The organism is Jiella marina (assembly GCF_024359545.1).
Lineage (GTDB): Bacteria > Pseudomonadota > Alphaproteobacteria > Rhizobiales > Rhizobiaceae > Jiella.
The window spans coordinates 52,561-75,448 of record NZ_JAKQZG010000014.1 but is presented as its reverse complement, the minus strand read 5'-3'; the positions used below and the strand labels follow the sequence as shown (position 1 = coordinate 75,448).

At 64.0% G+C, this 22,888-nt stretch carries 21 protein-coding genes and 1 other RNA gene; 19 read left to right on the top strand and 3 right to left on the bottom strand.

Annotated features, from left to right (window positions below; all coding sequences use genetic code 11):
* Window positions 1-138: 138 nt before the first annotated feature.
* From MF134_RS20375 to MF134_RS20365, 3 genes are all read right to left on the bottom strand, one after another.
* A complete protein-coding gene (locus MF134_RS20375; protein ID WP_457590037.1) occupies window positions 139-429 on the bottom strand; it encodes a helix-turn-helix domain-containing protein in 291 nt (96 codons plus the stop codon).
* A 754-nt stretch (window positions 430-1,183) separates the two neighbouring features.
* Window positions 1,184-2,371 (bottom strand): lytic murein transglycosylase, encoded by a 1,188-nt coding sequence (locus MF134_RS20370; RefSeq protein WP_255341248.1) that lies wholly within the window; start codon window positions 2,369-2,371, stop codon window positions 1,184-1,186.
* An 84-nt stretch (window positions 2,372-2,455) separates the two neighbouring features.
* On the bottom strand, window positions 2,456-3,304 hold the full coding sequence (locus MF134_RS20365; RefSeq protein ID WP_255341247.1) for a glycoside hydrolase family 25 protein: 849 nt from the start codon (window positions 3,302-3,304) through the stop codon (window positions 2,456-2,458).
* A 237-nt stretch (window positions 3,305-3,541) separates the two neighbouring features.
* Here MF134_RS20365 and MF134_RS20360 point away from each other — a divergent pair, with 237 nt between their 5' ends.
* The 19 genes from MF134_RS20360 (at window position 3,542) to ftsA (ending at window position 22,885) form a co-directional block, all read left to right on the top strand.
* On the top strand, window positions 3,542-4,255 hold the full coding sequence (locus MF134_RS20360) for a J domain-containing protein (protein ID WP_255341323.1): 714 nt from the start codon (window positions 3,542-3,544) through the stop codon (window positions 4,253-4,255).
* On the top strand, window positions 4,252-5,034 hold the full coding sequence (locus MF134_RS20355) for a peptidoglycan recognition protein family protein (RefSeq protein WP_255341246.1): 783 nt from the start codon (window positions 4,252-4,254) through the stop codon (window positions 5,032-5,034). Before MF134_RS20360 ends, MF134_RS20355 begins: the two co-directional genes overlap by 4 nt.
* Before the next feature lie 62 nt (window positions 5,035-5,096).
* Window positions 5,097-5,541: RNase P RNA component class A (gene rnpB / locus MF134_RS20350), an RNA gene on the top strand.
* A gap of 496 nt (window positions 5,542-6,037) precedes the next feature.
* Entirely contained in the window at window positions 6,038-6,508 is a 471-nt protein-coding gene (gene mraZ, locus MF134_RS20345; RefSeq protein ID WP_255341322.1) for a division/cell wall cluster transcriptional repressor MraZ, read from the top strand.
* Window positions 6,508-7,542, top strand: coding sequence for a 16S rRNA (cytosine(1402)-N(4))-methyltransferase RsmH (rsmH, locus tag MF134_RS20340; protein WP_255341245.1), 1,035 nt, complete (start codon window positions 6,508-6,510; stop codon window positions 7,540-7,542). The genes mraZ and rsmH overlap by 1 nt, the downstream gene beginning before the upstream one ends.
* Before the next feature lie 2 nt (window positions 7,543-7,544).
* Window positions 7,545-7,904, top strand: a complete 360-nt coding sequence (gene ftsL / locus MF134_RS20335; RefSeq protein WP_255341244.1) for a cell division protein FtsL — start codon at window positions 7,545-7,547, stop codon at window positions 7,902-7,904.
* The gene (locus MF134_RS20330) at window positions 7,901-9,655 is read left to right on the top strand and encodes a peptidoglycan D,D-transpeptidase FtsI family protein (protein WP_255341243.1); all 1,755 of its coding nucleotides are present in this window, start codon (window positions 7,901-7,903) and stop codon (window positions 9,653-9,655) included. The genes ftsL and MF134_RS20330 overlap by 4 nt, the downstream gene beginning before the upstream one ends.
* A 65-nt stretch (window positions 9,656-9,720) precedes the next feature.
* Window positions 9,721-11,169, top strand: coding sequence for a UDP-N-acetylmuramoyl-L-alanyl-D-glutamate--2,6-diaminopimelate ligase (locus tag MF134_RS20325; RefSeq protein ID WP_255341242.1), 1,449 nt, complete (start codon window positions 9,721-9,723; stop codon window positions 11,167-11,169).
* Window positions 11,166-12,653: a UDP-N-acetylmuramoylalanyl-D-glutamyl-2,6-diaminopimelate--D-alanyl-D-alanine ligase gene (locus MF134_RS20320; RefSeq protein WP_255341241.1), complete on the top strand. Its 1,488-nt coding sequence runs from the start codon at window positions 11,166-11,168 to the stop codon at window positions 12,651-12,653. Before MF134_RS20325 ends, MF134_RS20320 begins: the two co-directional genes overlap by 4 nt.
* Window positions 12,650-13,732: a phospho-N-acetylmuramoyl-pentapeptide-transferase gene (gene mraY, locus MF134_RS20315; RefSeq protein WP_255341240.1), complete on the top strand. Its 1,083-nt coding sequence runs from the start codon at window positions 12,650-12,652 to the stop codon at window positions 13,730-13,732. The genes MF134_RS20320 and mraY overlap by 4 nt, the downstream gene beginning before the upstream one ends.
* A 10-nt stretch (window positions 13,733-13,742) precedes the next feature.
* Window positions 13,743-15,140, top strand: a complete 1,398-nt coding sequence (gene murD / locus MF134_RS20310; protein WP_255341239.1) for a UDP-N-acetylmuramoyl-L-alanine--D-glutamate ligase — start codon at window positions 13,743-13,745, stop codon at window positions 15,138-15,140.
* Window positions 15,140-16,294: a putative lipid II flippase FtsW gene (gene ftsW, locus MF134_RS20305; protein WP_255341238.1), complete on the top strand. Its 1,155-nt coding sequence runs from the start codon at window positions 15,140-15,142 to the stop codon at window positions 16,292-16,294. Before murD ends, ftsW begins: the two co-directional genes overlap by 1 nt.
* A gap of 9 nt (window positions 16,295-16,303) precedes the next feature.
* Window positions 16,304-16,567: an amino acid transporter gene (locus MF134_RS20300; protein WP_255341237.1), complete on the top strand. Its 264-nt coding sequence runs from the start codon at window positions 16,304-16,306 to the stop codon at window positions 16,565-16,567.
* Complete coding sequence (locus MF134_RS20295; protein WP_255341236.1) at window positions 16,564-16,710, top strand: hypothetical protein; 147 nt, start codon at window positions 16,564-16,566, stop codon at window positions 16,708-16,710. The genes MF134_RS20300 and MF134_RS20295 overlap by 4 nt, the downstream gene beginning before the upstream one ends.
* 143 nt (window positions 16,711-16,853) lie before the next feature.
* On the top strand, window positions 16,854-17,954 hold the full coding sequence (murG, locus tag MF134_RS20290) for an undecaprenyldiphospho-muramoylpentapeptide beta-N-acetylglucosaminyltransferase (protein WP_255341235.1): 1,101 nt from the start codon (window positions 16,854-16,856) through the stop codon (window positions 17,952-17,954).
* A 30-nt stretch (window positions 17,955-17,984) separates the two neighbouring features.
* The gene (gene murC / locus MF134_RS20285) at window positions 17,985-19,406 is read left to right on the top strand and encodes a UDP-N-acetylmuramate--L-alanine ligase (protein WP_255341234.1); all 1,422 of its coding nucleotides are present in this window, start codon (window positions 17,985-17,987) and stop codon (window positions 19,404-19,406) included.
* A gap of 328 nt (window positions 19,407-19,734) precedes the next feature.
* Entirely contained in the window at window positions 19,735-20,658 is a 924-nt protein-coding gene (locus MF134_RS20280) for a D-alanine--D-alanine ligase (protein WP_255341233.1), read from the top strand.
* Window positions 20,646-21,560 (top strand): cell division protein FtsQ/DivIB, encoded by a 915-nt coding sequence (locus tag MF134_RS20275; protein WP_255341232.1) that lies wholly within the window; start codon window positions 20,646-20,648, stop codon window positions 21,558-21,560. The genes MF134_RS20280 and MF134_RS20275 overlap by 13 nt, the downstream gene beginning before the upstream one ends.
* Window positions 21,557-22,885 carry a cell division protein FtsA gene (ftsA, locus tag MF134_RS20270; protein WP_255341231.1) on the top strand — a complete coding sequence of 443 codons (1,329 nt, stop codon included), beginning with the start codon at window positions 21,557-21,559 and terminating at the stop codon, window positions 22,883-22,885. The genes MF134_RS20275 and ftsA overlap by 4 nt, the downstream gene beginning before the upstream one ends.
* Window positions 22,886-22,888 lie beyond the last annotated feature (3 nt).

Here is a 22,888-nt window from a genome sequence, read left to right as displayed (position 1 = left end):
ACTGTCTTTTCAGCAAAGAGTAACGCGTCCCACGCCGCGGCCGCGCTTCGTGTACGCTCGCCTGTTCTGAAGCCCTTCGTTCGTCGGGAAAAACAGGATTTCCCGACTATTCACTGACAGCCGCCGGATTGGGCCGTGTTACTTGGCGGCTTCCCCCGATCCGCTGAGAGAGGACAGCAGAGCGTCGACGGCCCTGCGCGTCTCAGGGGTGAGTGCCTTGAGATTGCGTAGCATTCTCAAGTCGGCCTTCGACAGGGTCGGGTAGGCCTCGTAGGTTGGCATCTCTTCGAAGAACCACGTGACTTCACGGCCAAGCGTATCGGCGATTTCCCGCAGACGGCCAGCCGAAATGCGGTTCAGACCCTTTTCGTATTTCTGAACCTGCTGAAACGTAATCCCAAGCGCCTCGGCAAGTTTTTCCTGGGACATGCCGCTTTCAAGACGGGCGAGCCGTATACGGGCGGCAATTTGACGATCGATGTCGGAGGCGGCTTTGGAATTTCGCATCTATTCTGCTATCTTACGTTTAGGCGGCTTTAAAGTACGCGCGAACATCGTTCGGAGTGTTCTACTGCTGCCGCAGCTTCGGGTACCGCTTCCTCTAGCTCAGGAATTGCATAATTCAAAGCCGGCAACAGCGCCTTGGGGTTGATGGATGGTTTACTTAGGGCGCTCTCCGGGAAGGGCAGCGCGCTGCCATAACGCCGTTCAGCAATGTCACATGATTGCAACGCCTTCACTGACTGAACCGGGGCTTAGACACGGCCGGTGCGCAGAAAATGTGCATTTTCAAGGCTTCGCGAGATTAAGATAGGTCTCGCAACGTCTCCAGGATAGGTGGAAGCATCCGGCACCACTTACAATCTCCCACGTTGTGCGTTGCGGCAATCTGTCACATCGCCAAATGTTGGGGATAGTTTCGTCCGATTGCCGGACCTTGGCAGTCGAAAATGTTCTTCGGCTGGAAAAGAACATCTCGTCCGATTCTGGAAAATTCGCGACTAATTCGAATAATATCAGATGATACAACTATAAATTCGGGGTCCGGCCGGATGGGAAGGCTCCACGGGATGTCTTCCCAGCTTCTCGGCGCCTCGACAGCGCCGAGAAGCTGATCCGCGCGGATGGAACGGTATGTCCGGGACGCGAGGCCCGAGAGAGCGGCGATCCTGGGAAACCAGCGCTAGAGTGACGACAAAAGGTCTGGCGTCGGCCAGCCATCGGCCGGCAATCCCAGCCTTTGCTGTTCTGACCGCACGGCTGCTCGGGTGTTTTCGCCGACGATGCCATCCACGCCGCCGGTGTCGTAACCGCGATCGACGAGCTTTTGCTGCAGCACCTTCGTCTGTTCCATCGAGAGGCCCGGCTGCGGATTGCCCATGTCGACAGGCTCGGCACCGGCGAGCCGTGTGGCGAAATAGGCCGCCGTCAGGGAATAGACGAGGGAGTTGTTCCAGGTCAGATAGATCTGGAAATTGGGATAGGCGAGAAAGGCAGGGCCACCGCGTCCCATCGGCAGGATCAGCGAGGCGGGCAGATCGTCCGCGGCAAGCGGCGAGCCGTCGGCCTTGGTCACGCCGAGATCGGCAAAGTTCGATCGCGGCTCCTTGTTGACGAGCGCCGCTCGCTCCCACGGAAAGTTGCTCGGCACGCGAACGGCTTCGAGCCAGGGTTCGCCACGGCGCCATCCGAGAGACTCGATGTATTTGCCCGTGGTCATCAGGACGTCGGCCTCGTCCTCGCGCAAGTCGACGCGCCCATTTCCGTCCGCGTCGGTGCCGAACGCGACGTATTCCTCTGGCAGAAGCTGGGTCTGGCCGATTTCTCCGGCCCAGGCGCCGCGCATTTCGCCAGGGCGCAGATAGCCCTTGTCGACGATCTCGATCGCTCCGATCAGGTGCGGGCGGAAGAGTTCCGGCCGGCGGCAGTCGTGAGCAAGGGTCGCGAGCGCGGCGAGCGTGTCGAAATCGCCGAGCACGGCGCCGTAGTCCGTTTCCAGGCCCCAGAAGCTGGTGATCACCGGGCCCGGCACGCCGGTCTCGGCTTCGACGCGATCGAACGTATCGGAATATTTGCGCAGGTTCGCCTTGCCCTGCTGAAGCCGATAGGCATTGACCATGCGGGTGGCAAACTGGCGCCAGTCCTGAGCGAAGACGCCCTGAGAACGGTCGCGGGCGAGGACCTTCTGGTCGATCCGCATGTCGGAGACCGCGGCATCGACGGCACTCTGCGACAGGCCCTTTGCCAGAGCCTCCTGCCGAACGCCTTCGAGAAAGGCCGAGAAATCGCCGCCGCATTGCTGCGCACTCACGCCTGCCGTACCGGCGAGAAGAAGGGCAAACGACGCGGCGAGGCGTGGCAGGACTGTCATCGAACGGATTCTCCTGAGGCTGATCAATGGCGTTGAGGCCCGCTATGCACCCATGATGGCGGTTTGAAGGTGGCGGGGCCAAGATCAGGCTCGCGTGTGGGCCTTCAGCCATTTCGCCCAGTCGCCATGCGTGCCGGCAAAGGCGTTGCGGTCAACCTCGCCTTCGATCCCGTCGACCGATCCCGTCGCCGTATACTGCCAGAAGCGGAATTTCCGGTTCTCGTAGACGTTGTCCGGATGGTCGGCGACGGCGCGCAGCCAGAACTCGTGGTTCGGGAAGGCCCCGACGAAGCGGTCCCGGTGAACGTCGATCGGGATATAGAACAGGGGCCGCTGGCCGTAATGGCGTTCCAACGCCTCGGCCATTTCGCCCACTTCGCGCACGAGTTCTTCGCGTGGCGGGCGGATCGTGCAGGTCGGCGAGAACGGCGTCCACTCCACGTCGATCACCGGCGGTAGGGCGCCGCGCTGCCGCGGCACGTTCTCGATGAACCATTTGGCCTGCTCGTGGCCCGGGCGGCAATGATACCAGAAATGGTAGGCGCCGCGCGGAACTCCGGCCTTGGCGGCACCGCGCCAGTTCTGATGAAAGCGATCGTCGAGCCGGTCGCCGCCTTCCGTGGCCTTCAGAAAGGCAAATGCCGTTTCGGCCCGGCGCGCGGCGTGCCAGTCGATGTCGCCCTGATATTTGGCGACGTCGATCCCGTGGATCGGATAATGATGGGCAGCACTCGCCGAAAAGGACGAGAGACCCAGTTCCTCGACGCTCATCGGCGTGGATCGGCATCCGGCAAGGGCAGCCGTCGCGGCCAGCCCGCCCAGAAAGGCGCGCCGTGAACGCATCGTCTTCTTTTCGATGATCGTGTCGTGCGACAATTCCGTACGAACGTCGGAAGTGTCGAGGTCGACCCCGCTCTCGGCCTCGGCATGCATGGCTTTTCCCCCGAAAATGCCCCAATTTCCCCAATGGCATGTGAAACGCGAAGGTGCGGCGAAATCTTGGCGACCGCCGGCTCCTCGCGCAATTGTTTCCGGCACGGGTCGAAGTGAGGACATCACGCCCCACTTTCACGGACCTTGCACCCGGCGGAACGGAGCGCCGGATGTTTGCCTTGGGCATGCCCATGATGGATAGTGCTCTCTTCATTCCGAAGCGCAGTGGTGGACGCGATGCGGATCCTCTCGACACTCAATGCCTTGCTGCAGTCGATCCCGGCCGGCGGCCGCGCGACGGTCGACGCCGTGTTCGAGGCGGTGCGGTCGATGTTCTCCAGCGATCGCGAGACCAGGCGCCGTGTTGCCTTTTCGGTCGCGGTGATCGCGCTTTCGGCGAAGATGGCCAAGGCGGACGGGATCGTCTCGCCCGCCGAGGTTTCCGCTTTCCGTCAGATCCTCGAGATCCCGCCCGAAGAGATGCGCAACGTCTTCCGCCTCTATGATATCGCGAAGCAGGATATCGCCGGTTTCGAAGTCTACGCCTCGCGGCTGAGGGGGCTTTGCGCCGACGAGAACGGGAACTGCCAGCTTCTGGGCGACGTGCTGGACGGGCTGTTCCATATCGCCAAGGCCGACGGGGTGGTGCACGAGCGCGAACTGGCCTTTTTGCGGGAGATCGCGAGTATCTTCGGTCTCGATGAAACGGCATTCGAGCGGTTGCGGGACCGGCATATTCAGGGGCCGGGCAACCCTTATGCCGTGCTTGGCATCGCGGCCGATGCAAGCGCGTCGGAGGCGCGGTCGCAATATCTGGCGCTGGTCAAGGAGAACCATCCGGACCGGCTGGCAGCGCGCGGCGTGCCGGACGAATTCATGTTCATCGCCTCGGAGCGAATGAAGGCGATCAACGCCGCTTATTCGGAGATCGAGAAGAGGCACGCGGCTTGACGGGCTTCCCGGCGGACAGTCCGCTCGTCGACGAGATCTGCGCATCGCCCAATTTCAACGACCGCCGCATGGCTGGCGGCCCGTCCATGTTGATCCTTCACTATACCGGCATGGGCACGGGCGAAGGTGCGGTTCGCTGGCTTGCCGATCCGGCGAGCGAGGTGTCCTGCCATTATGTCGTCCACGAAGATGGACGCGTCGTCCAGATGGTCCCCGAGCAGCATCGTGCCTGGCATGCAGGGCAGGGCAGCTGGCAGGGCGTTTGTGACATCAATTCGCTCTCCGTCGGCATCGAGATCGTCAATGCTGGCCACGCTGGGGGCTATCCCGATTTTCCAGAAGGCCAGATCACAAAGGTGATGCGCCTTTCCGCCGAGATCGTCGCTCGTCACCGGATTGCGCCGGAACGCGTGCTCGGCCATTCCGATGTGGCGCCGGCCCGAAAGCAGGATCCCGGGGAGAAATTTCCCTGGGAACGGCTGGCCGCGGCCGGTATCGGCCATTTCGTCTCGTCCGCCCCCATGGAGGCTGGTCCGTGCCTCTCGCCGGGGGACGGCGGCGACGCGGTTCTGCGTTGGCAGCGCGATCTGGCTTCCTACGGCTACGAACTGTCTCCGACCGGCGACTTCGACGAGGCGACGCGCTTCGCGACGATCGCCTTTCAGCGCCATTTCCGGCCGGCTTGCGTCGACGGGGTTGCCGATCTTTCCACGGTCAGGACGTTGAAGCGGCTGAGGCAGGCCTTGGTCGATCGTGGCGCGCGGTCGTTGGTGAGCTGATCGGCCTGGTCGCGGGCCATTTTCCATTGACATATGAAGGCACCTCGAAGAGTGAGGGTGCGCCAGCCGGCCGGGCGGCCGCTCCCGTCACATGTCGAAAGACGGCGGGGGAGGAAAGTCCGGGCTCCACGGAGAAACGGTGCCGGATAACGTCCGGCGGGGGCGACCCCAGGGAAAGTGCCACAGAAAGCAGACCGCCCCGCCTGTCGTTCGGCTCGCGCGAACTGGCCGACGCGAGGAAGAGAGCCGAAGGATCGGCGGGGTAAGGGTGAAAGGGTGGGGTAAGAGCCCACCGCGTCGCTGGCAACAGCGGCGGCAGGGCAAACCCCACCGGGAGCAAGACCGAATAGGGACGACGCGGCGTGGGGCAGCGCCCCACCGCCAGCCTTTCTCCGGGCCAGTCGTCCGGGTGGGTTGCTTGAGGCGGTCCGCAAGGGCCGTCCCAGAGGAATGGTCGCCGTGCGGCATTGTCGCGCACAGAACCCGGCTTACAGGCCGGCTGGCACTTTGATCCCGCAAAGATCCGCATCGCGCCGGCTATGTGGCGGCGGTCACGTCGTCTCTTCTTGACGAAAAGAAATCCGTAGGCGGCTTCGCAACGTCGACTGGGCCGTACGCCCCTGACGCCAGGGGATTCACGGCAGAAGCCGATTTATGACGTATTCCTTATAAATTTAACATGGAAAGGAATAATTCAGGATTAGTAAGGCGTTAACCGCTTTTCGGATAGGCTGGAGTTTAGCTTGGGGCACGGGTTTGAAGCCCTGTTCCCATTGACGCCCATGGTTGCCCATGCTATCCCAAATGCCATCTCAGAGGGGTCGTTTCCGGCCTGAAATCAACCAGTTCGCTTCGGGCTTCCGGCATGTCTGGAGGCTGGACGATGGCCTTGGCGGAGGCCGCGTCGGCATGTGTGTTCGCGCCTTCGGCCGGCTGGTCGAAGGGGTAGATGAGTGTTGGGCAGTCGCCTGGTCTTGGGGCGGGTTGGGTCGAGCTTCCGGTGATGGACCGCTTTTTATCCAGCTACGTCCACAACATCGATGCGAAGGGGCGCGTCTCTGTTCCTTCATCGTTTCGTCAGGTGATCGCCAGTCGCGGGATCCGCGAGTTGTTTGCCATGCGCAGCCTCTCGCGACCGGCCATCGATGTCGGCGGTCCGGAACTGATGGAGCACTACGAGAGGCAGATGGAAGCGGTCGATCCTTTCAGCGATCTCTACCAGGATCTCGCTCTCTACGCCTATGGCGACGGGGCCTATCTGAAGTTCGATACGGAGGGGCGGATCCAGATGACCGACTTCATTCGCGCCCATACCGGAATCACCGACCGCGTGGCGTTCGTCGGCGTGAAGCATTCCTTCCAGCTGTGGGATCCGGAACGGTTCGAGGCGTTCCGCTCGCAGTCGCGCGAGAGACTGCAGACCACGCTGCAGAACAGGCAAGGGTTTTCGGCTTCCGCCGAAACACCGGAATAATGGCGGGCGACGGCGGGGTCGGGGAACCCACCGTTGGCGGACCAGCCCGTCATGTTCCGGTGCTATTATCCGAAGTGGTCGCGGCGCTGTCGCCGCAGGCCGGAGAGGTCATCGTCGACGGGACATTCGGGGCCGGCGGTTACAGTCGTGGGCTTCTCGAGCGGGACGCGACGGTCGTTGCGATCGACCGCGATCCGACGGCGATCGCGGCCGGACACCCGCTCGTTTCGTCTTCCGGCGGCAGGTTGGACCTTGTCGAGGGACGTTTCTCTTCACTGGACGAGATCGCATTGCAGCGCTTTGCGGACGGCGTCGACGGCGTCGTCCTGGATATCGGCGTCTCGTCCATGCAGATCGACGAGGCCGAGCGGGGCTTCTCCTTTCAAAAGGACGGCCCGCTCGACATGCGCATGGCTGCCTCCGGACCGACCGCAGCCGACGTGGTCAATCGCATCAAGCCAGGCGACCTGACCCGCATCCTGGGGATCCTCGGCGAGGAGCGCCACGCCGGGCGGATTTCCCGTGCCATCGCGGCAAGGCGAGCCGAGCGGCCATTCACGACAACACTCGACCTCGCAGAGACGATTGCGAAAGTCGTGGGGCGCTCGCCGAAGGACAAGATCGATCCCGCGACCCGCAGCTTCCAGGCGCTGCGCATCTTCGTCAACGACGAGCTCGGCGAACTCGCCCGCGCGCTCGTGGCCGCCGAGCGCGCGCTGAAACCCGGTGGGCGGCTGGTCGTCGTCACGTTCCATTCGCTGGAAGACCGGATCGTGAAGCGCTTCCTTCGCGACCGTTCTTCGCCGCCGTCTGCCTCCCGGCACATGCCCGACGTTGCGACGCTGCCGTCCACCTTTACGGCGAGCAACAAGGCGATCGCCGCGTCGCCCGAGGAGGCGGAGCGTAATCCGCGGAGCCGCTCGGCGAAACTCCGCGTCGGTGTGCGCACCGATGCGCCGGCGCGCGAAGGCGATGACCTCCTCGATTTCGCGGCGCTGCCCTCGCTTGCCGCCAGTCCTACGAGCGGAGACTGACGATGCTGAAAACACTCAACGTTCTTCTCGTCGCCGCAATGCTGGGCGCGGCGAGCTACACTTACAAGATCAAGCACGAGGCCGAAGAACTCGAGCAGCAGGTTGCGAAGATCGACCACAAGATCGCTCTGGAAAAGGAGACGATCGCCCTTCTGGACGCCGACTGGACGCTTCTCAACCAGCCGTCCCGGCTGCAGCGCCTGGCGACGATCTACGAGGAAGAACTGCAACTGAAGCCGATGCGGCCGGATCAGATCGTCGCGAGTGACGAACTGCCGGCCGAACCGGTGGTCATTCCCGTTCCCCAGCGGCGCGAATCCGTCGTCAAGTTTGCATACCAGTCCGAGGCGGACATTCGATGAAGACTCTCCTTGCCAAGCTGAAGCGTTCCGTCCGACCGGCGCAGGAGCCCGGACGATCGGCTGCACCATGTTCGCCCTATGACCGGTTCGGCCGTCGCAAGCCGCATCGTGACCCGCCGCGCAACGTTGGCCGGTTCGCGATCGCGATCGCGCTGTTCGCCGGCGTCTACGGCGTGATCGGGATGCGTCTCGTCCAGTGGGGCATGGAGCCGGAGCAGACCGCCGCCATGTTCCGGGCGAGCGATCAGATCATGGCCTCACGCCCCGACATCGTCGACCGCAATGGCGCACCGCTCGCGACCGACATCAAGACCGCTTCTCTGTTTGCCGAGCCGCGCCGCATCGTCGACGCCGACGAGGCGAGCGAACTCCTGCTCAGCGTCTTGCCTGGCCTCGATCCGAAATGGCTCTACAAGCATCTCGATTCGGATGCCGGCTTCGTCTGGCTGCGGCGTGAACTGACCCCGCGTCAGCAGCAGCAGATCCTCGATCTCGGCATTCCCGGCATCGGTTTCAGGACCGAGACCCGTCGCTTCTATCCCGGCCGCAACACCGCAGGCTTCATCGTCGGACATACGAATGTCGACAATCAGGGCACCGCGGGGATGGAGAAATATATCGACGATCAGGGTTATCTTGCTCTGCAGAAGGCAGGACTCGCCGTCGATACGGAACTCGAACCCGTCAAGCTGGCGATGGATCTGCGTGTCCAGCACATCGTCCGCGACGAGGTGGCGGCGGCGATGAAGCGCTACAAGGCGATCGCGGCCGGCGGCCTGGTCCTCGATGTGGAGACGGGCGAAGTCGTCGCCATGACCTCGCTTCCCGACTACGATCCGAACATCCCGTCCCAGGCCCTCGACAAGGATCGCATGAACCGCATGTCGGCCGGCCTGTTCGAGATGGGGTCGACCTTCAAGACCTTCACCACGGCGATGGCCCTCGATTCGGGGAAGGTAAAGATCACCGACTCGTTCGACGCCACGCATCCGATCCGCATCGGCGGCTTCACCATCTCCGACTTCCACGGCAAGCGTCGCGTGCTGACGGTCCCGGAGATCTTCATCTACTCCTCGAACATTGGTACCGCGCGGGAAGCCGAAGCCGTGGGCATCGAGGGGCACAGGGAGTTTCTGACCAAGCTCGGCCTTCTCACGAAGATGGATACCGAGCTTCCGGAGGTCGCGACCCCAACCCAGCCCAATGTCTGGAAGCAGATCAACTCGATCACGATCTCCTACGGCCACGGCGTCTCCACGACGCCGTTGCAGACCGCGGTCGCCGCGGCGGCGCTCGTGAATGGCGGCAAGCTCATTCCGCCGACGTTCCTTCCGCGAACCAAGGAGGAAGCCGACGCGATCTCGACCCGCGTCGTTTCCGAAAAGACCAGCGATCTTATGCGCTACCTGTTCCGTCTTAACGTGGCGGATCAGCGGGGCTCCGGCAACAAGGCGGATATTCCCGGCTACCGGGTCGGCGGCAAGACGGGCACGGCGAACAAGGTCGTCAATGGCCGCTATTCCAACACCAAGAAGTTCAACGCCTTCCTGTCGGCCTTTCCGATCGACAAGCCGCGCTACATCGTTCTCGTCGTCGTCGACGAGCCGAAGCCGGAAGAGGGGCAGTATTACGCGACGGCGGGCATGAACGCCGCCCCCACGGTCGGCAACATCATTCGCCGCGCCGCGACGCTTCTGAAGGTTCGTCCCGATTTCGGTGAAGAAGGAAAGTCCTTGCTCGTCTCCTATTAGACGATAGAAGACCAGTCGGTCGGGGCCATGCTTCCGGCCGGAGCGACGGAGCAAGGACAGGGGCCATGAAACTCTCCCTTCTCGCAGATGGTCTGGGGACGATCGAGGGCGAAGCCGCGACGGAGATTTCCTCTCTGACGGCCGATTCGCGCGCGGTGGCGCATGGCGCTCTGTTTGCAGCGCTTCCCGGCACCAAAGCCGATGGCTCGCGCTTCGTGCCGGACGCGGAGGCGAAGGGGGCTGCCGCAGTCCTGTGCGCTTCCGAGGCAAGGGTCGAAACGGTTTTTCCCCTCGTGCGCTGCGATGATCCCCGCCATGCGCTCGCGGTCATGGCCGCACGGTTCTTCGGGGCGCACCCCGAGAATGTCGTCGCCGTGACGGGCACAGCCGGGAAGACCTCGATTGCGACCTTCACGCGGCAGATCTGGCAGCAATCGGGATATGCCGCGGCATCGATCGGCACCACCGGCGTGGTTTCGCCGGGCCGCGATGCCTACGGCACGCTGACGACGCCCGATCCGGTGGAACTCGCCAGGCTGATGGCGGATCTTGCGTCCGAAGGCGTCACCCATGCCGCGATGGAGGCCTCGAGCCATGGTCTCGACCAGCGTCGGCTGGACGGCGTGGCGCTGAAGGCCGCCGCCTTCACCAATCTCGGCCATGACCATCTCGACTATCATCCCGACGCCGAGAGCTATTTCCAGGCGAAGATGCGGCTCTTCACGACGCTTCTGCCGAAGGGCGCGCCGGCGGTGATCAACGCCGACGATGCCTGGTCGGGCCGCGCGATCGAAGTCGCCACCGGCGTCTCGGCCCGGGTCATGACGGTCGGCCGCAAGGGCGACTTCCTCACCCTGAAGCGGCTTGAACATGAGCGCAGCCGCCAGATCGCCGAGATCGAAGCGGAGGGCCGGCTCTACCGCGTGGTGCTGCCGCTTGCCGGAAACTTTCAGATGTCGAATGCCCTTGTCGCGGCCGGGCTTGCCATCGCGACTGGGGTGCCGGTCTCCGAGGCGCTGGCCGCGCTGGAGAAGCTCAAGGGCGCGGCCGGGCGGCTGGAACTGGCGGGCACCACGGACGAGGGCGCGCCGGTCTTCGTGGACTATGCCCACAAGCCCGAGGCCCTCGAGAACGTGCTCTCCTCGGTGCGGCCCTTTACGACCGGGCGAGTCATCGTTGTGGTCGGCTGTGGCGGCGACCGAGACAGGGCAAAGCGGCCGATGATGGGCGAGATCGCCACGCGGCTTGCCGACATCGTCATCGTCACCGACGACAATCCCCGTTCCGAGGAGCCGGCAGCGATCCGGGCAGAGATCATGGCAGCAGCTCCGGGCGCAACCGAGATCGGTGACCGGCGAGAGGCGATCCGGGAGGCCGTGCGGCTGGCGGCGGCCGGCGACAGCGTCGTCATTGCCGGCAAGGGCCACGAGATCGGGCAGACTGTCGGCGATACCACCCACCACTTCAGCGACCACGAGGAAGTCGAGTCGGCCATCGCGGAGCGCGCGAAATGAGTGAGATGCTTTGGGAAACGAGTGTTCTGATCGAGGCCTTGCAGGCCCGGCCCATGGGCGATCTGCCGGAATCGGTCAGCGGCATTTCCATCGATACGCGCACGCTGGAGCCGGGCGACGCCTTTTTCGCCATCAAGGGCGAACGGTTTGACGGCCATGATTTCCTGACCGGCGCGCTGAGGGCAGGCGCTTCGGTTCTCGTCGTCTCGGAGCAGAAGTTGCCGGCGCTTGGCCGCGTCCAGGCGCCGATGCTCGTTGTCGACGACGTGCTCAAGTCCCTCTCGCGGCTGGCGGAAACCGCGCGGGCTCGCTCGCGCGCCAAGATCGTCGCCGTGACAGGCAGCGTCGGGAAGACGACCAGCAAGGAAGCGCTTCGCCACGGCCTTTCGGCCTGCGGCAGAGTCCATGCGAGCGCGGCTTCCTTCAACAACCACTGGGGCGTGCCGCTGTCTCTCGCGCGGCTACCGGCCGATTGCCGCTTTGCGGTCTTCGAGATCGGCATGAACCATCCCGGCGAGATCCGCCCTTTGGTCAAGCTCGTCCGGCCTCACGTCGCCATCATCACGCTGATCGCGCCGGCGCATCTCGGTCATTTCCGCGATCTCGACGAGATCGCGCAGGCAAAGGCCGAGATCTTCGAGGGCGTGGTGGCAGACGGCACGGCCATCCTCAACGCCGATGACCCGCAATGCGGCCCGCTTGCGACCTATGCCCGCAAGGCCGGCGTCAAGGAAATCGCGACCTTCGGCGAATCGGCCGGGGCCGATTATCGTCTGCTGGATTTCCGCTCGGATCGGCAGGGGGCCGAAGTCGAGGCGGAAATTGCCGGCGAGCCGGTGAAGCTGACGCTTTCCATCCCCGGCCGCCACATGGCGCAGAACGTTCTGGCCGTTCTGGGTGCCGCGCACCGGATCGGCGCCGATGTCCAGGCGGTGGCAAACGCACTGTCGAGCTGGCGGGCCGTGAAGGGGCGGGGCGGGCGACACAAGCTCGCCATGCCTGGCGGTACGACCGTCACACTGATCGACGACAGCTACAACGCCAACCCGGCTTCCATGCGCGCTGCGATCGATGTCCTTTCGCGGGCCGAAAGCGGCGAGGGCGGACGGCGCATTGCCGTTCTGGGCGACATGCTGGAGCTTGGAGAAACCTCGCCGACGCTCCATGCGGAACTGAAGGAGCCGATTCTCGCCGGCGGCGTCGACATGGTGTTCCTCGCCGGGGAGGAGATGAAGGCGCTGGATGAGGTTCTGGCCGGGGAGATCGCCTGTCAGTGGCATGAAAGCAACGACGAACTCCTCGCCGATCTGTTAAGGAGCTTCCGCGACGGCGACGTCGTCATGGTGAAGGCGTCGAAGAGCATTGGATTCTCCCCCTTGGTCGAAAAGCTTCTCGAACGATACGAGGTGAAGCCTGCCGAGCCGGCACCGGCGGCCGCCTCGGCGGATGCGCCTTCCGAGCCGAGCGGCGGAGGCGGGGAATGATCGCGTATCTCGGAAATTTCGGCGACGCATTTCCGCTCTTCAACGTCTTTCGCTACATCACCTTCCGCACCGGCGCGGCGATGATCACCGGCTTCATCGTCGTCTTCCTGTTCGGTCCGGCCATCATTTCCGCGCTTCGGATCCGCCAGGGCCGGGGACAGCCGATTCGCGCCGACGGCCCGCAGACCCATTTCAAGAAGGCCGGCACGCCCACCATGGGCGGCTTGATGATCCTCTCGGGTGTCATCGTCTCGACCTTGCTGTGGGCCGATCTCCAGAACGTCTATGTCTGGACAGTCCTGATGGTCACGGTCGGTTTCGGGGCGATCGGTTTCTACGACGACTATCTCAAAGTGACCAAGCAGAGTGACAAGGGCTTTTCCGGCAAGTCGCGCCTCGCGCTCGAATTCGTCATCGCGGCTCTGGCGGCCGGGATCATCGTCCATGCCGGTACCGGCAGCTTCGCCACCTCGCTCGCCTTTCCCTTCATCAAGCAGCTTCTGCTGGATCTCGGCTGGTTCTATATCGGCTTTGCTGCCGTCGTCGTGGTCGGAGCGGGCAACGCGGTGAATCTGACCGATGGGCTCGACGGGTTGGCGATCGTGCCGATCATGATCGCCGCTGCAGCTTTTGGTCTGATCGCCTATGTCGCCGGCAATGTGAATTTCTCGAACTACCTGCAGATCCATTATGTCGCGGGTACGGGCGAACTCGCGCCGCTCTGCGGTGCGGTGATCGGTGCGGGGCTCGGCTTCCTCTGGTTCAACGCGCCGCCGGCCGCGATCTTCATGGGTGACACCGGCTCGCTGGCGCTGGGCGGTCTCACCGGCACCGTTGCTGTTGCGACCAAGCACGAGATCGTGCTTGCCATCATTGGCGGGCTCTTCGTCATCGAGGCGCTGTCGGTGATCATCCAGGTCGTCTCGTTCAAACTGACCGGCAAGCGCGTCTTCCTCATGGCCCCGATCCATCACCATTTCGAGAAGCTCGGTTGGACCGAAAGCCAGGTGGTGGTACGCTTCTGGATCATCGCATTCATGCTGGCATTCGTGGGTTTGTCGACCCTCAAACTCAGATAGGCGAGGCGCGATGATTCCCGTCCGAACGTTCTCCGGCCAGCGGATTGCATTGTTCGGGCTCGGCGGTTCCGGCCTCGCCACGGCGCGTGCGCTGGTCGCCGGCGGCGCCGATGTGCTTGCCTTCGACGACAATCCTGCAAGCGTGGAGAAGGCGGCCTCGGAGGGGATTCCGACGGGTGCCCTTCGGGACGCGGACTGGACGCGGTTCCGCGCGCTCGTCCTGTCGCCCGGTGTGCCTCTCACTCACCCCAAGCCCCATTGGACGGTCGAACTGGCGCGGGTGCATGGCGTGCCCGTGATGGGGGATGTCGAACTTTTTTGCCAGGAGCGGCGCTCCATTGCCTCGTCGGCACCGTTCGTTGCCATCACCGGAACGAACGGCAAGTCAACGACGACGGCTCTCATCGCCCATTGTCTGAAAAGCGCCGGCCGGAACACTCAGCTCGGCGGCAATATCGGTGTCGCGGTGCTCACGCTCGACGAGCTGGCGCCGGAAAATCACTATGTGGTGGAGTGCTCCTCCTATCAGATCGACTTGACGCCGACGATCGAGCCGACCGTCGGTGTCCTTCTCAACCTCTCCCCCGATCATCTCGATCGCCATGGCAGCATGGGAAACTATGCGGCGATCAAGGCGCGGCTGGTCTCCGGCGCCACGATGGCGATCGTCGGCGTCGACGACGAGCCCTCTCGGCAGATCGTCATGGGGCTGGAATCCGACGGCAAGCATGTGACGCGGATTTCCCAGGCCGCGGCGATCGAACGCGGGGTCGGTTTCGACGGAAAGTCGCTTCACCGCCGCATGCCCGGTTTCGAGCCGGCGACCTTCGACCTTTCGGAAATCGGTTCGCTGCGCGGGCGCCACAACGCGCAGAATGCGGCCGCGGCCGTGGCGACCCTGACTTGTCTCGAAGTGGAGGACGAGGCCATCCGGCGGGGTCTTCGCAGCTTTCCGGGACTTGCCCACCGCATGGAACAGGTGGGCCGCCGCGGGCGCATTCTGTTCGTCAATGATTCGAAGGCGACCAATGCGGACGCCGCGGCCCCCGCGCTCGCGGCCTTCAAACGCATCTACTGGATCGCCGGCGGGCTGCCGAAAGAGGGAGGAATCGCGGCGCTGAAGCCGTATTTCCCGCGGATCGCCAAGGCTTATCTGATCGGAGAGGCGGCGCCATCCTTCGCTGCCACTCTTGGTGAACGAATTCCTTACGAAATCTCTGGCACACTGGCGGTTGCCGTCGCGCATGCGGCGGCCGACGCCGATGCGGCGGGCGAGGACGCCGTGGTGCTTCTCTCTCCCGCCTGCGCGAGCTTCGATCAGTTTCGAAATTTCGAGGTTCGGGGTGACGCTTTCCGCGCTGCGGTCGAGAGCCTGCCCGATATCGAGCCGATCCGCGGGGAATCGTGATGACGTTCAAGCTGGGGCGCAATGTGGTCGCCGATTGGTGGCGAGGGGTCGACCGGTGGCTGCTCGTGGCCTTCCTCACCTTGCTCGTCGGCGGGGCGATGCTGTCCTTTGCCGCCAGCCCGCCGGTGGCGGAACGGATCGGGCTGGAGCCGTTCCATTTCGTGAAGCGTCACGCCTTGTTTCTGATTCCCTCCTGTCTGGTGATGTTCGCAACCTCGCTGCTGACGCCGCGCGGTGTACGCCGCGCTGCCTTTCTCATCCTCGGGGTCTCGGTCGTGATGATGGTCGCGGCCCTGTTCATCGGCACGGAGATCAAGGGTGCGCGGCGCTGGATCGACCTTGGCCCGCTGAATCTCCAGCCCTCGGAGTTCATGAAGCCCTGTTTCGTGATCATCTGCGCCTGGCTGTTCTCCGAACAGGCCCGCACACCCGATGTTCCGGGCAATCTCTACGCGATGATCCTGCTTCTGGTGGTGGCGGCTCTGCTCGTGGCCCAGCCCGATCTCGGCCAGACGATCCTGGTCGCCGGAGCCTGGGGCGGACTGTTCTTCATGGCCGGCGTGCCCTGGCTCTGGATCGGCGTTCTCGGCGGCCTGGGGCTCGCCGGCGCAGCCAGTGCCTATTTCGTGTTTCCCCATGTGGCGAGCCGTATCGATCGGTTCTGGACGGGCGAGGGTGACACGTTCCAGACCGACCGGGCGCGCGAGGCGATCTTCAACGGCGGCTGGCTCGGTCAGGGGCCGGGGGAAGGCACCGTCAAGCGGCTTCTGCCCGACAGCCACACCGACTTCGCCTTTTCGGTGCTTGCCGAGGAATTCGGAATCATCGCTTGCATGGCTCTCGCCGCGATCTTCTCCTTCATTGTCCTGCGCGGCCTGTCCGTTGCCCTGAAGCAGCGCGACGTGTTCACGCGACTGGCGATCTGTGGCCTCGTCTTCATCTTCGGCCTCCAGTCGATCATCAACATGGCGGTCAATCTGCAGCTGATGCCGGCCAAGGGCATGACGCTGCCCTTCATCTCCTATGGCGGCTCGTCGATGCTGGCGATCGCCATGTCCGCCGGCTTCGTCCTGGCGCTGACCCGCAAGCGGCCGGAAAACCGCTCCTATACCGATCAACTCGTGCAACGGACCATGGTTCTCCATGGTGCGTAAGCGCCGGTGATGGAGCGCGACTTCTGGGATGTCGGCACGGGGACGCCGACGCCCAGGACGGAGGCTGAGCGCGAACAGATCAAGCTCCAGGCCGCCTATTCGAACGGTATCGCTATCGGCCTTTTCCTGATTGGAGGCCTCTCGATCCCCTCGACAATCCTGGTCAATGTGGGGCAGGGCTGGCTCGCCATTGCCGTTGCCATGCTTTGCTTTTTGGCGAGTTTCGCCTTACATAAATTTGCGAAACGCACCCTTCGGGAGCTGGATAAATGAGCCCCATCGAGACGGCAGCTCTGCTTCTGGTCACGCCCCTCAGCGCGTTGCTGATCGGCTGGCTTGTCCTGCGCGATGCGCGCCGCATGACCGCACAAGCCCACGCTCGCGCGAAAACTCGGCACAAATCCGATCGAGGTTGAGGCAGGCTTCGGTCAGCGCCGCGGGTCGCCACACTAGGAGTGACACTCGCCCAATGTTAGGTGGCACACACTGACGCTGGCATCTAGCCCTGTTTGCGAATTGGGCCGGGCAGTGTTTCGCTCCCATTCCTTCACGAGTTTCCATGCCCACCATTCTTCTTGCCGCCGGTGGCACCGGCGGGCATCTCTTTCCCGCCGAAGCGCTCGCTCATGAACTGATCGCCCGTGGTCACACCGTGGAACTCGTCACCGACGAGCGGGCCGGACGCTATGCCGAGCGCTTTCCCGTGAAAGAGGTCCATCGGGTCCGCTCGGCGACTTTCGCTTCGAAGAATCCCTTCGCCGTCGCCAAGTCCCTCTGGACGCTTTGGCAGGGCTTTCGCGAGGCGGGACGACTGGTCCGCAAGATCCGTCCCGCCGTCGTCATCGGCTTCGGCGGCTATCCGACCGTGCCGCCGCTGATGGCGGCGACCCGCGCCGGGCGGCCGACGATCATCCACGAGCAGAACGCCGTCATGGGACGCGCCAACAAGTTTCTGGCGCGGCGCGTCGACCGGATCGCGGCTGGCATTCCTCAGGACAAGGCCGATCCATTGTTCCGCGACAAGATCGTCGTGACCGGAAATCCGGTGCGCCCGGCGGTGCTCGAGGCGGCGAAGCTCGGCTACCAGCCGTCGGGGCCGGACGAGCGCTTCCGCCTGGTGGTCTTCGGCGGCAGCCAGGGCGCCCAGTATTTTTCGGATGCTATTCCGAAGGCCGTCGCCCTCCTGCCGGCCGAACTGCGGCAGCGGCTCGTGCTCACCCAGCAGGCCCGCGCCGACGACGAGGAGCGCGTGCGGGCGCACTATGCCCAGAGCGGCATCGAGGCTGAGGTCGCTCCTTTCTTCACCGACATGGCCGACCGGATCGGCAAGGGCCACCTCGTCGTCAGCCGCTCCGGCGCGTCGACGGTTTCAGAGATTGCTGTGATCGGGCGCCCGGCAATTCTCGTGCCGTACCCCTATGCGCTGGACCATGACCAGGCGGCGAATGCTGCGCGGCTTGAGGCGGAGGGCGGGGCGCTCGTCTGTGCGCAGTCTGAGTTGTCGCCCGAACGCCTCGCCGAGTTGATTTCCGGTATCGCTCACGATCCGGAGCGGGCGAGCCGCATGGCTGCCGCCGCGCGTTCGACCGGTGTGCCAAATGCCGCCGCCTTGCTCGCCGATCTCGTTGCCTCTATGCCCGGTGTCGGTCAGGCCGTCTGACGTCCCATTGGAAGAATAAGGATTTCAGCCATGAAGATGCCGCCGAATATCGGACCGGTGCATTTTATCGGGATCGGCGGGATCGGCATGAGCGGCATCGCCGAGGTGCTGGTCAATCTCGGCTACACCGTGCAGGGCTCCGATCAGAGCGAAAACGCCAATGTCACGCGGCTGAGGGAGAAGGGCGTCACCGTCCATATCGGCCATTCGGCGGAGAATCTGGGAACGGCGGAGGTCGTCGTCGTATCGACCGCGATCCGGCGCACCAATCCGGAACTCGCCGCTGCCAGGGAACGCCTCCTGCCGATCGTCCGGCGCGCGGAGATGCTGGCCGAACTCATGCGCTTCCGTCAGGCGATCGCCATCGGCGGCACCCACGGCAAGACCACCACCACCTCCATGGTCGCGACCCTGCTCGATGCCGGCGGGCTGGATCCGACCGTGGTCAATGGCGGCATCATTAACGCCTATGGCACCAATGCGCGCATGGGCACCGGCGACTGGATGGTCGTCGAGGCGGACGAGAGCGACGGCACCTTTCTGAAACTGCCTGCCGACGTCGCAGTCGTCACCAATATCGACCCGGAACATCTCGACCATTACGGGACCTTCGAGAATGTCCGGGCGGCCTTTCGCTCTTTCATCGAGAACGTCCCGTTCTACGGCTTTGCCGTCATGTGCCTCGATCATCCCGTCGTCCAGGGCTTGGTGGGCGAGATCGAAGACCGCCGGGTGATCACCTATGGTGAGAACATTCAGGCGGACGTGCGCTTCGAGAATCTGCGCTTCGAAGCGGGCCGCTCGCGCTTCGACGTCTCCATCCGCGACCGCGTCACCGGCAAGACAGAGCACATTGCCGATCTGGCGCTGCCGATGCCGGGCCGCCACAACGTGTCCAATGCGACGGCGGCCGTGGCGGTCGCGCACCGGCTCGGCATTTCGGGCGATGCGATCCGCAACGGCATGGCGAGTTTCGGAGGCGTCAGGCGACGCTTCACCCTGACCGGTGTCGTCAACGACGTCGCGATCTACGACGATTACGGCCATCACCCGGTGGAAATCCGCGCGGTTCTCGCGGCGGCGCGCTCTTCGGCGGAAGGCCGCGTCATCGCCATCGTCCAGCCGCACCGCTACACCCGGCTGCAGGCGCTCTTCTCCGAATTTGCCGCCTGCTTCAACGATGCCGACACGGTGGTCATCGCACCCGTCTATGCGGCGGGCGAGGATCCGATCGAATTCGTCAATTCCGAAATGCTCGTCGAGCGGCTGAAGCTCGGCGGACATCGCGACGCCCGTCTCATCGACGGGCCGGAGGAGATCGCACCCCTCGTGCACCAGCTCGCCCAGCCCGGCGACATGGTCGTATGTCTTGGCGCCGGCTCGATCACCCAATGGGCCTATGCGCTCCCCAAGCAGCTGGAAAAGCTCGATGCGCAGAAGGCGGTTGGCTGATTTCCCTGGAGGGCTGTTCTCCGAAGGAAGACTGGAGCGTCATTCAATACATGAGCGGGAGAGCGCAATCCATTAAGATCGCTGAATAAAGAACGAATTCTCGCTCTTGCGATCGCAACGCTTTCGTCTCGGCGTCGACGGTGCACACTTCCTGGAGAAGTCGCGACCCAGCCTGGACTAAGCACTCACTTTGGCCGGATCCCTGACCGTTTCCCCGCCTGACCCTTTCAAATTTCTTGCTTTCGCCACAGTCGGTTAACCTTCGTTTAACCATCGTTCTGCGAAAAATGGCCCAAACCCTCTTCTGTCGACGGGGAACGGGCGCGGAATGGCGAAGCACATAGCAGTCTTGATGGGCGGGTTCTCTTCGGAGCGCCCCGTGAGCCTGTCGTCGGGAAACGCCTGCGCCGACGCGCTCGAGAAGGTCGGCTACCAGGTCACCCGCGTCGACGTCGACCGCCAGGTCGCGGCCCGGCTTGCCGAGCTCAAGCCGGATGTCGCCTTCAACGCCCTGCACGGTCCCTTCGGCGAGGACGGCACGATCCAGGGCATCCTGGAATATCTGGCAATTCCCTACACCCATTCCGGCGTGCTCGCTTCGGCGCTCGCCATGCACAAGGAGCGGGCGAAGATCGTCGCCAAGGCCGCCGGTGTGCCGATCGCCGAGGCCAAGGTTCTGCATCGGCTGGACGCGGCTCCGGCGCATGTCATGCCGCCGCCCTACGTCATCAAGCCGGTGGCGGAAGGATCGAGCTTCGGCGTCCTGATCGTCCGCGAGGACCAGTCGCGCCCTCCGCAGGAACTCTACGCCTCCGACTGGCCCTATGGCGACATGATCATGGCCGAGCGATACGTCCACGGTCGCGAACTCACCTGCGCCGTGATGGGCGGTGTCGCGCTCGAAGTCTGCGAGATCGTGCCCGAGGGCTACGCCTTCTACGACTATGAATCGAAATACCAGCCGGGTGGTTCGCGCCATGTCGTGCCGGCTGACATCCCGAAGCCCGTGGCGCGGCGCATCCAGGAGCACTCGCTCGCAGCCCACGAGGCGATTGGCTGCCGTGGCATCTCGCGTTCCGACTTTCGATACGACGATCGTTTCGGCGAGGGGGGCGAACTCGTCTGGCTCGAGGTCAATACCCAGCCCGGCATGACGCCGACGTCGCTGGTGCCGGATATCGCGCGCGCGGCCGGCCACAGTTTCGAAGATCTCCTCACCTGGATGGTGGAGGACGCGTCATGCGATCGCTGATGCCCGAAATCGAAGCGCGGTTGGAGGCTCATCAGGGTCCGAGCCGGCACAGGCTCACCGCAATCCGGCTCGCTCGACGTCTGGCCGGGATCGGGAACGCGGCCGCCGCCATGCGGTTGCCGCGCTTCGGCATGCTGGCTCTGGCGGTGACGTCTGGTGCTATCGCTTACGGGGTCGTCCAGGGCGGACACGTGGTCGACGTCGTTGATGGGGTCGGCCAATCCTTCGGTTTCTCGATCGAGAAGATCGACGTGGTCGGCAATGCAGAAACTTCGGAAATCGATGTTCTGCAGGCGCTCTGGGAAACCGGCTCGACGACGCTCCTCTCGCTCGACCCGACTGCGGCGCGCGAGACGCTGGAGGCGATGCCCTGGATCGACCGGGTGTCGGTGGCGAAGATCCTGCCCAATCGCGTCCAGATCGAGGTCACCGAGCATCGCCCCTATGCTGTCTGGCAGACCGGCCAGCGCTTCTTCGTCATCAATCGCGAGGGCAAGACGATCGTGCCTTACGCGCCGGGGCGCTTCGATGCTCTGCCCGTTGTCGTGGGCGAAGGCGCTGCCGCGACCGCGGCCGGTCTCGTCGACGAGATGGAGGCCGTGCCCGAGCTTCGCGCAAGGGTGAAGGCCTATATCCGGGTGGGGAGCCGCCGCTGGGACCTCGAACTCGAGAATGGAATCGTCGTCCGGCTGCCGGAAACCGAGCCCCTCAAGGCTTTGGCGGAGGTCGTGCGTATGGATCGGCAGAATGCGTTGCTCTCGCGCGACATCGCTGCCGTCGACATGCGTCTCGACGACCGCGTCGTCGTGAAGCTGACGCCCGACGCGTTGGCCCGCCGCAATGCCCGGCTCGAAGAGCGCGAGAAGCTCCTCAAGCGCATGCGCAAGGATAAGCCGGTATGAGTTTCCTGAGCTTCGGCAAGTCGGACCTGCCCCGGATGAAAGGGTTGTCGAGCAGGCGTTCGCGCGTGATCTCGGTCCTCGATGTCGGTTCCGAAAAGATCTCCTGCCTGATTGCCCGCCTGCGTCCGCGTGTCGCCGGCGACATGCTGCCGGACCGCACCCATACGATCGAGGTTATCGGCGTCGGACATCATCGCTCGCGCGGCATCAAGTCCGGAGCGGTCGTCGACATCGCGGCGGCCGAGCAGGCGATCCGCCAATGCGTCGACGCGGCCGAGCGCATGGCTGGCCTCACGGTCGAATCGCTGATCGTCTCCGTCACTGCAGGGCGATTGAAGAGCGCCCGCAATGCGGCTGCGGTCGAGGTCGTCGGAGAAGTGTCGGCAGCGGATATTTCGAGGGTTACGGAAGCGGCCGCGAAACTGCCGATCGATCCCAATCGGATCGCGCTGCATTCCAAGGTGTTCGATCTGTCGCTCGACGGCGAATCGGGTCTGGAGAACCCCGAAGGCATGTCAGGCCAGCATCTGGCTGCCAATCTTCACGTTCTGACCGCCGAGCTGGCGCCGCTGCGCAATCTCGAGGCGGCGATCAACCGCGCGCAGCTCGTCGTCGAAGCTTTCGTCGCAACGCCCTATGCCAGCGCGCTGGCGACCATGGTCGAGGATGAGGCGGCCATGGGGTCGGCCTGCATCGATATGGGCAGCGGCGCGACGACGATCGCGATCTTCCAGAACGGCCGCTTCATCTATGCCGATCAGGTCGCGATCGGCGGCAACAACATCACCATGGATCTCGCCCGCGGCCTGTCGATCAGCCCGGCCGACGCCGAGCGGCTGAAGGTCATGCATGGCAGTTCGCTCTCCGAATTCGTCGACGACAGCGGCGAGCCGCTGACCGTTCCGGCGCTCGGAGACAGCGGCGAGGGCCAGCCGATCATCATCGGCCGCTCCCTGGTCACCAAGATCATTCGGCCCCGGGTCGAAGAGACTCTCGAACTGGTGCGCGACCGCCTGCACGCCTCAGGGCTTGGACACGTCATCGGCAAGCGGGTGATTCTCACCGGCGGCGCCAGCCAGCTCGCCGGCATCGCTGATACCGCGCGGGCGATCCTGCAGCGCAACGTTCGCCTCGGGCGTCCGCTAGGGGTGACGGGTCTCAATCCATCCAACAAGGGGCCGGGCTTTGCCACCTCTGTCGGACTGCTGATCTATCCGCAGGTGGCCCATCGCGAATATGTCGCACAACGCTCGATTGCCGTTCAGGCCTTCGGCAAGGCCATGGAGGGCGGCCGATTCGGCTCATGGCTGAGACGAAGCCTTTGAAGA

What these genes read in the sequence shown, in the direction of transcription:
- MF134_RS20300 (WP_255341237.1), top strand. Translation starts at nt 16,304, where the DNA reads ATGGAGCGCGACTTCTGGGATGTCGGCACGGGGACGCCGACGCCCAGG.
- MF134_RS20330 (WP_255341243.1), top strand. Translation starts at nt 7,901, where the DNA reads ATGAAGACTCTCCTTGCCAAGCTGAAGCGTTCCGTCCGACCGGCGCAG.
- MF134_RS20325 (WP_255341242.1), top strand. Translation starts at nt 9,721, where the DNA reads ATGAAACTCTCCCTTCTCGCAGATGGTCTGGGGACGATCGAGGGCGAA.
- rsmH (WP_255341245.1), top strand. Translation starts at nt 6,508, where the DNA reads ATGGCGGGCGACGGCGGGGTCGGGGAACCCACCGTTGGCGGACCAGCC.
- MF134_RS20375 (WP_457590037.1), bottom strand. Translation starts at nt 429, where the DNA reads ATGTCCCAGGAAAAACTTGCCGAGGCGCTTGGGATTACGTTTCAGCAG.
- MF134_RS20365 (WP_255341247.1), bottom strand. Translation starts at nt 3,304, where the DNA reads ATGCATGCCGAGGCCGAGAGCGGGGTCGACCTCGACACTTCCGACGTT.
- murG (WP_255341235.1), top strand. Translation starts at nt 16,854, where the DNA reads ATGCCCACCATTCTTCTTGCCGCCGGTGGCACCGGCGGGCATCTCTTT.
- MF134_RS20280 (WP_255341233.1), top strand. Translation starts at nt 19,735, where the DNA reads ATGGCGAAGCACATAGCAGTCTTGATGGGCGGGTTCTCTTCGGAGCGC.
- murC (WP_255341234.1), top strand. Translation starts at nt 17,985, where the DNA reads ATGAAGATGCCGCCGAATATCGGACCGGTGCATTTTATCGGGATCGGC.
- ftsA (WP_255341231.1), top strand. Translation starts at nt 21,557, where the DNA reads ATGAGTTTCCTGAGCTTCGGCAAGTCGGACCTGCCCCGGATGAAAGGG.
- ftsW (WP_255341238.1), top strand. Translation starts at nt 15,140, where the DNA reads ATGACGTTCAAGCTGGGGCGCAATGTGGTCGCCGATTGGTGGCGAGGG.
- mraZ (WP_255341322.1), top strand. Translation starts at nt 6,038, where the DNA reads ATGGACCGCTTTTTATCCAGCTACGTCCACAACATCGATGCGAAGGGG.
- murD (WP_255341239.1), top strand. Translation starts at nt 13,743, where the DNA reads ATGATTCCCGTCCGAACGTTCTCCGGCCAGCGGATTGCATTGTTCGGG.
- MF134_RS20275 (WP_255341232.1), top strand. Translation starts at nt 20,646, where the DNA reads ATGCGATCGCTGATGCCCGAAATCGAAGCGCGGTTGGAGGCTCATCAG.
- mraY (WP_255341240.1), top strand. Translation starts at nt 12,650, where the DNA reads ATGATCGCGTATCTCGGAAATTTCGGCGACGCATTTCCGCTCTTCAAC.
- MF134_RS20370 (WP_255341248.1), bottom strand. Translation starts at nt 2,371, where the DNA reads ATGACAGTCCTGCCACGCCTCGCCGCGTCGTTTGCCCTTCTTCTCGCC.
- ftsL (WP_255341244.1), top strand. Translation starts at nt 7,545, where the DNA reads ATGCTGAAAACACTCAACGTTCTTCTCGTCGCCGCAATGCTGGGCGCG.
- MF134_RS20360 (WP_255341323.1), top strand. Translation starts at nt 3,542, where the DNA reads ATGCGGATCCTCTCGACACTCAATGCCTTGCTGCAGTCGATCCCGGCC.
- MF134_RS20295 (WP_255341236.1), top strand. Translation starts at nt 16,564, where the DNA reads ATGAGCCCCATCGAGACGGCAGCTCTGCTTCTGGTCACGCCCCTCAGC.
- MF134_RS20320 (WP_255341241.1), top strand. Translation starts at nt 11,166, where the DNA reads ATGAGTGAGATGCTTTGGGAAACGAGTGTTCTGATCGAGGCCTTGCAG.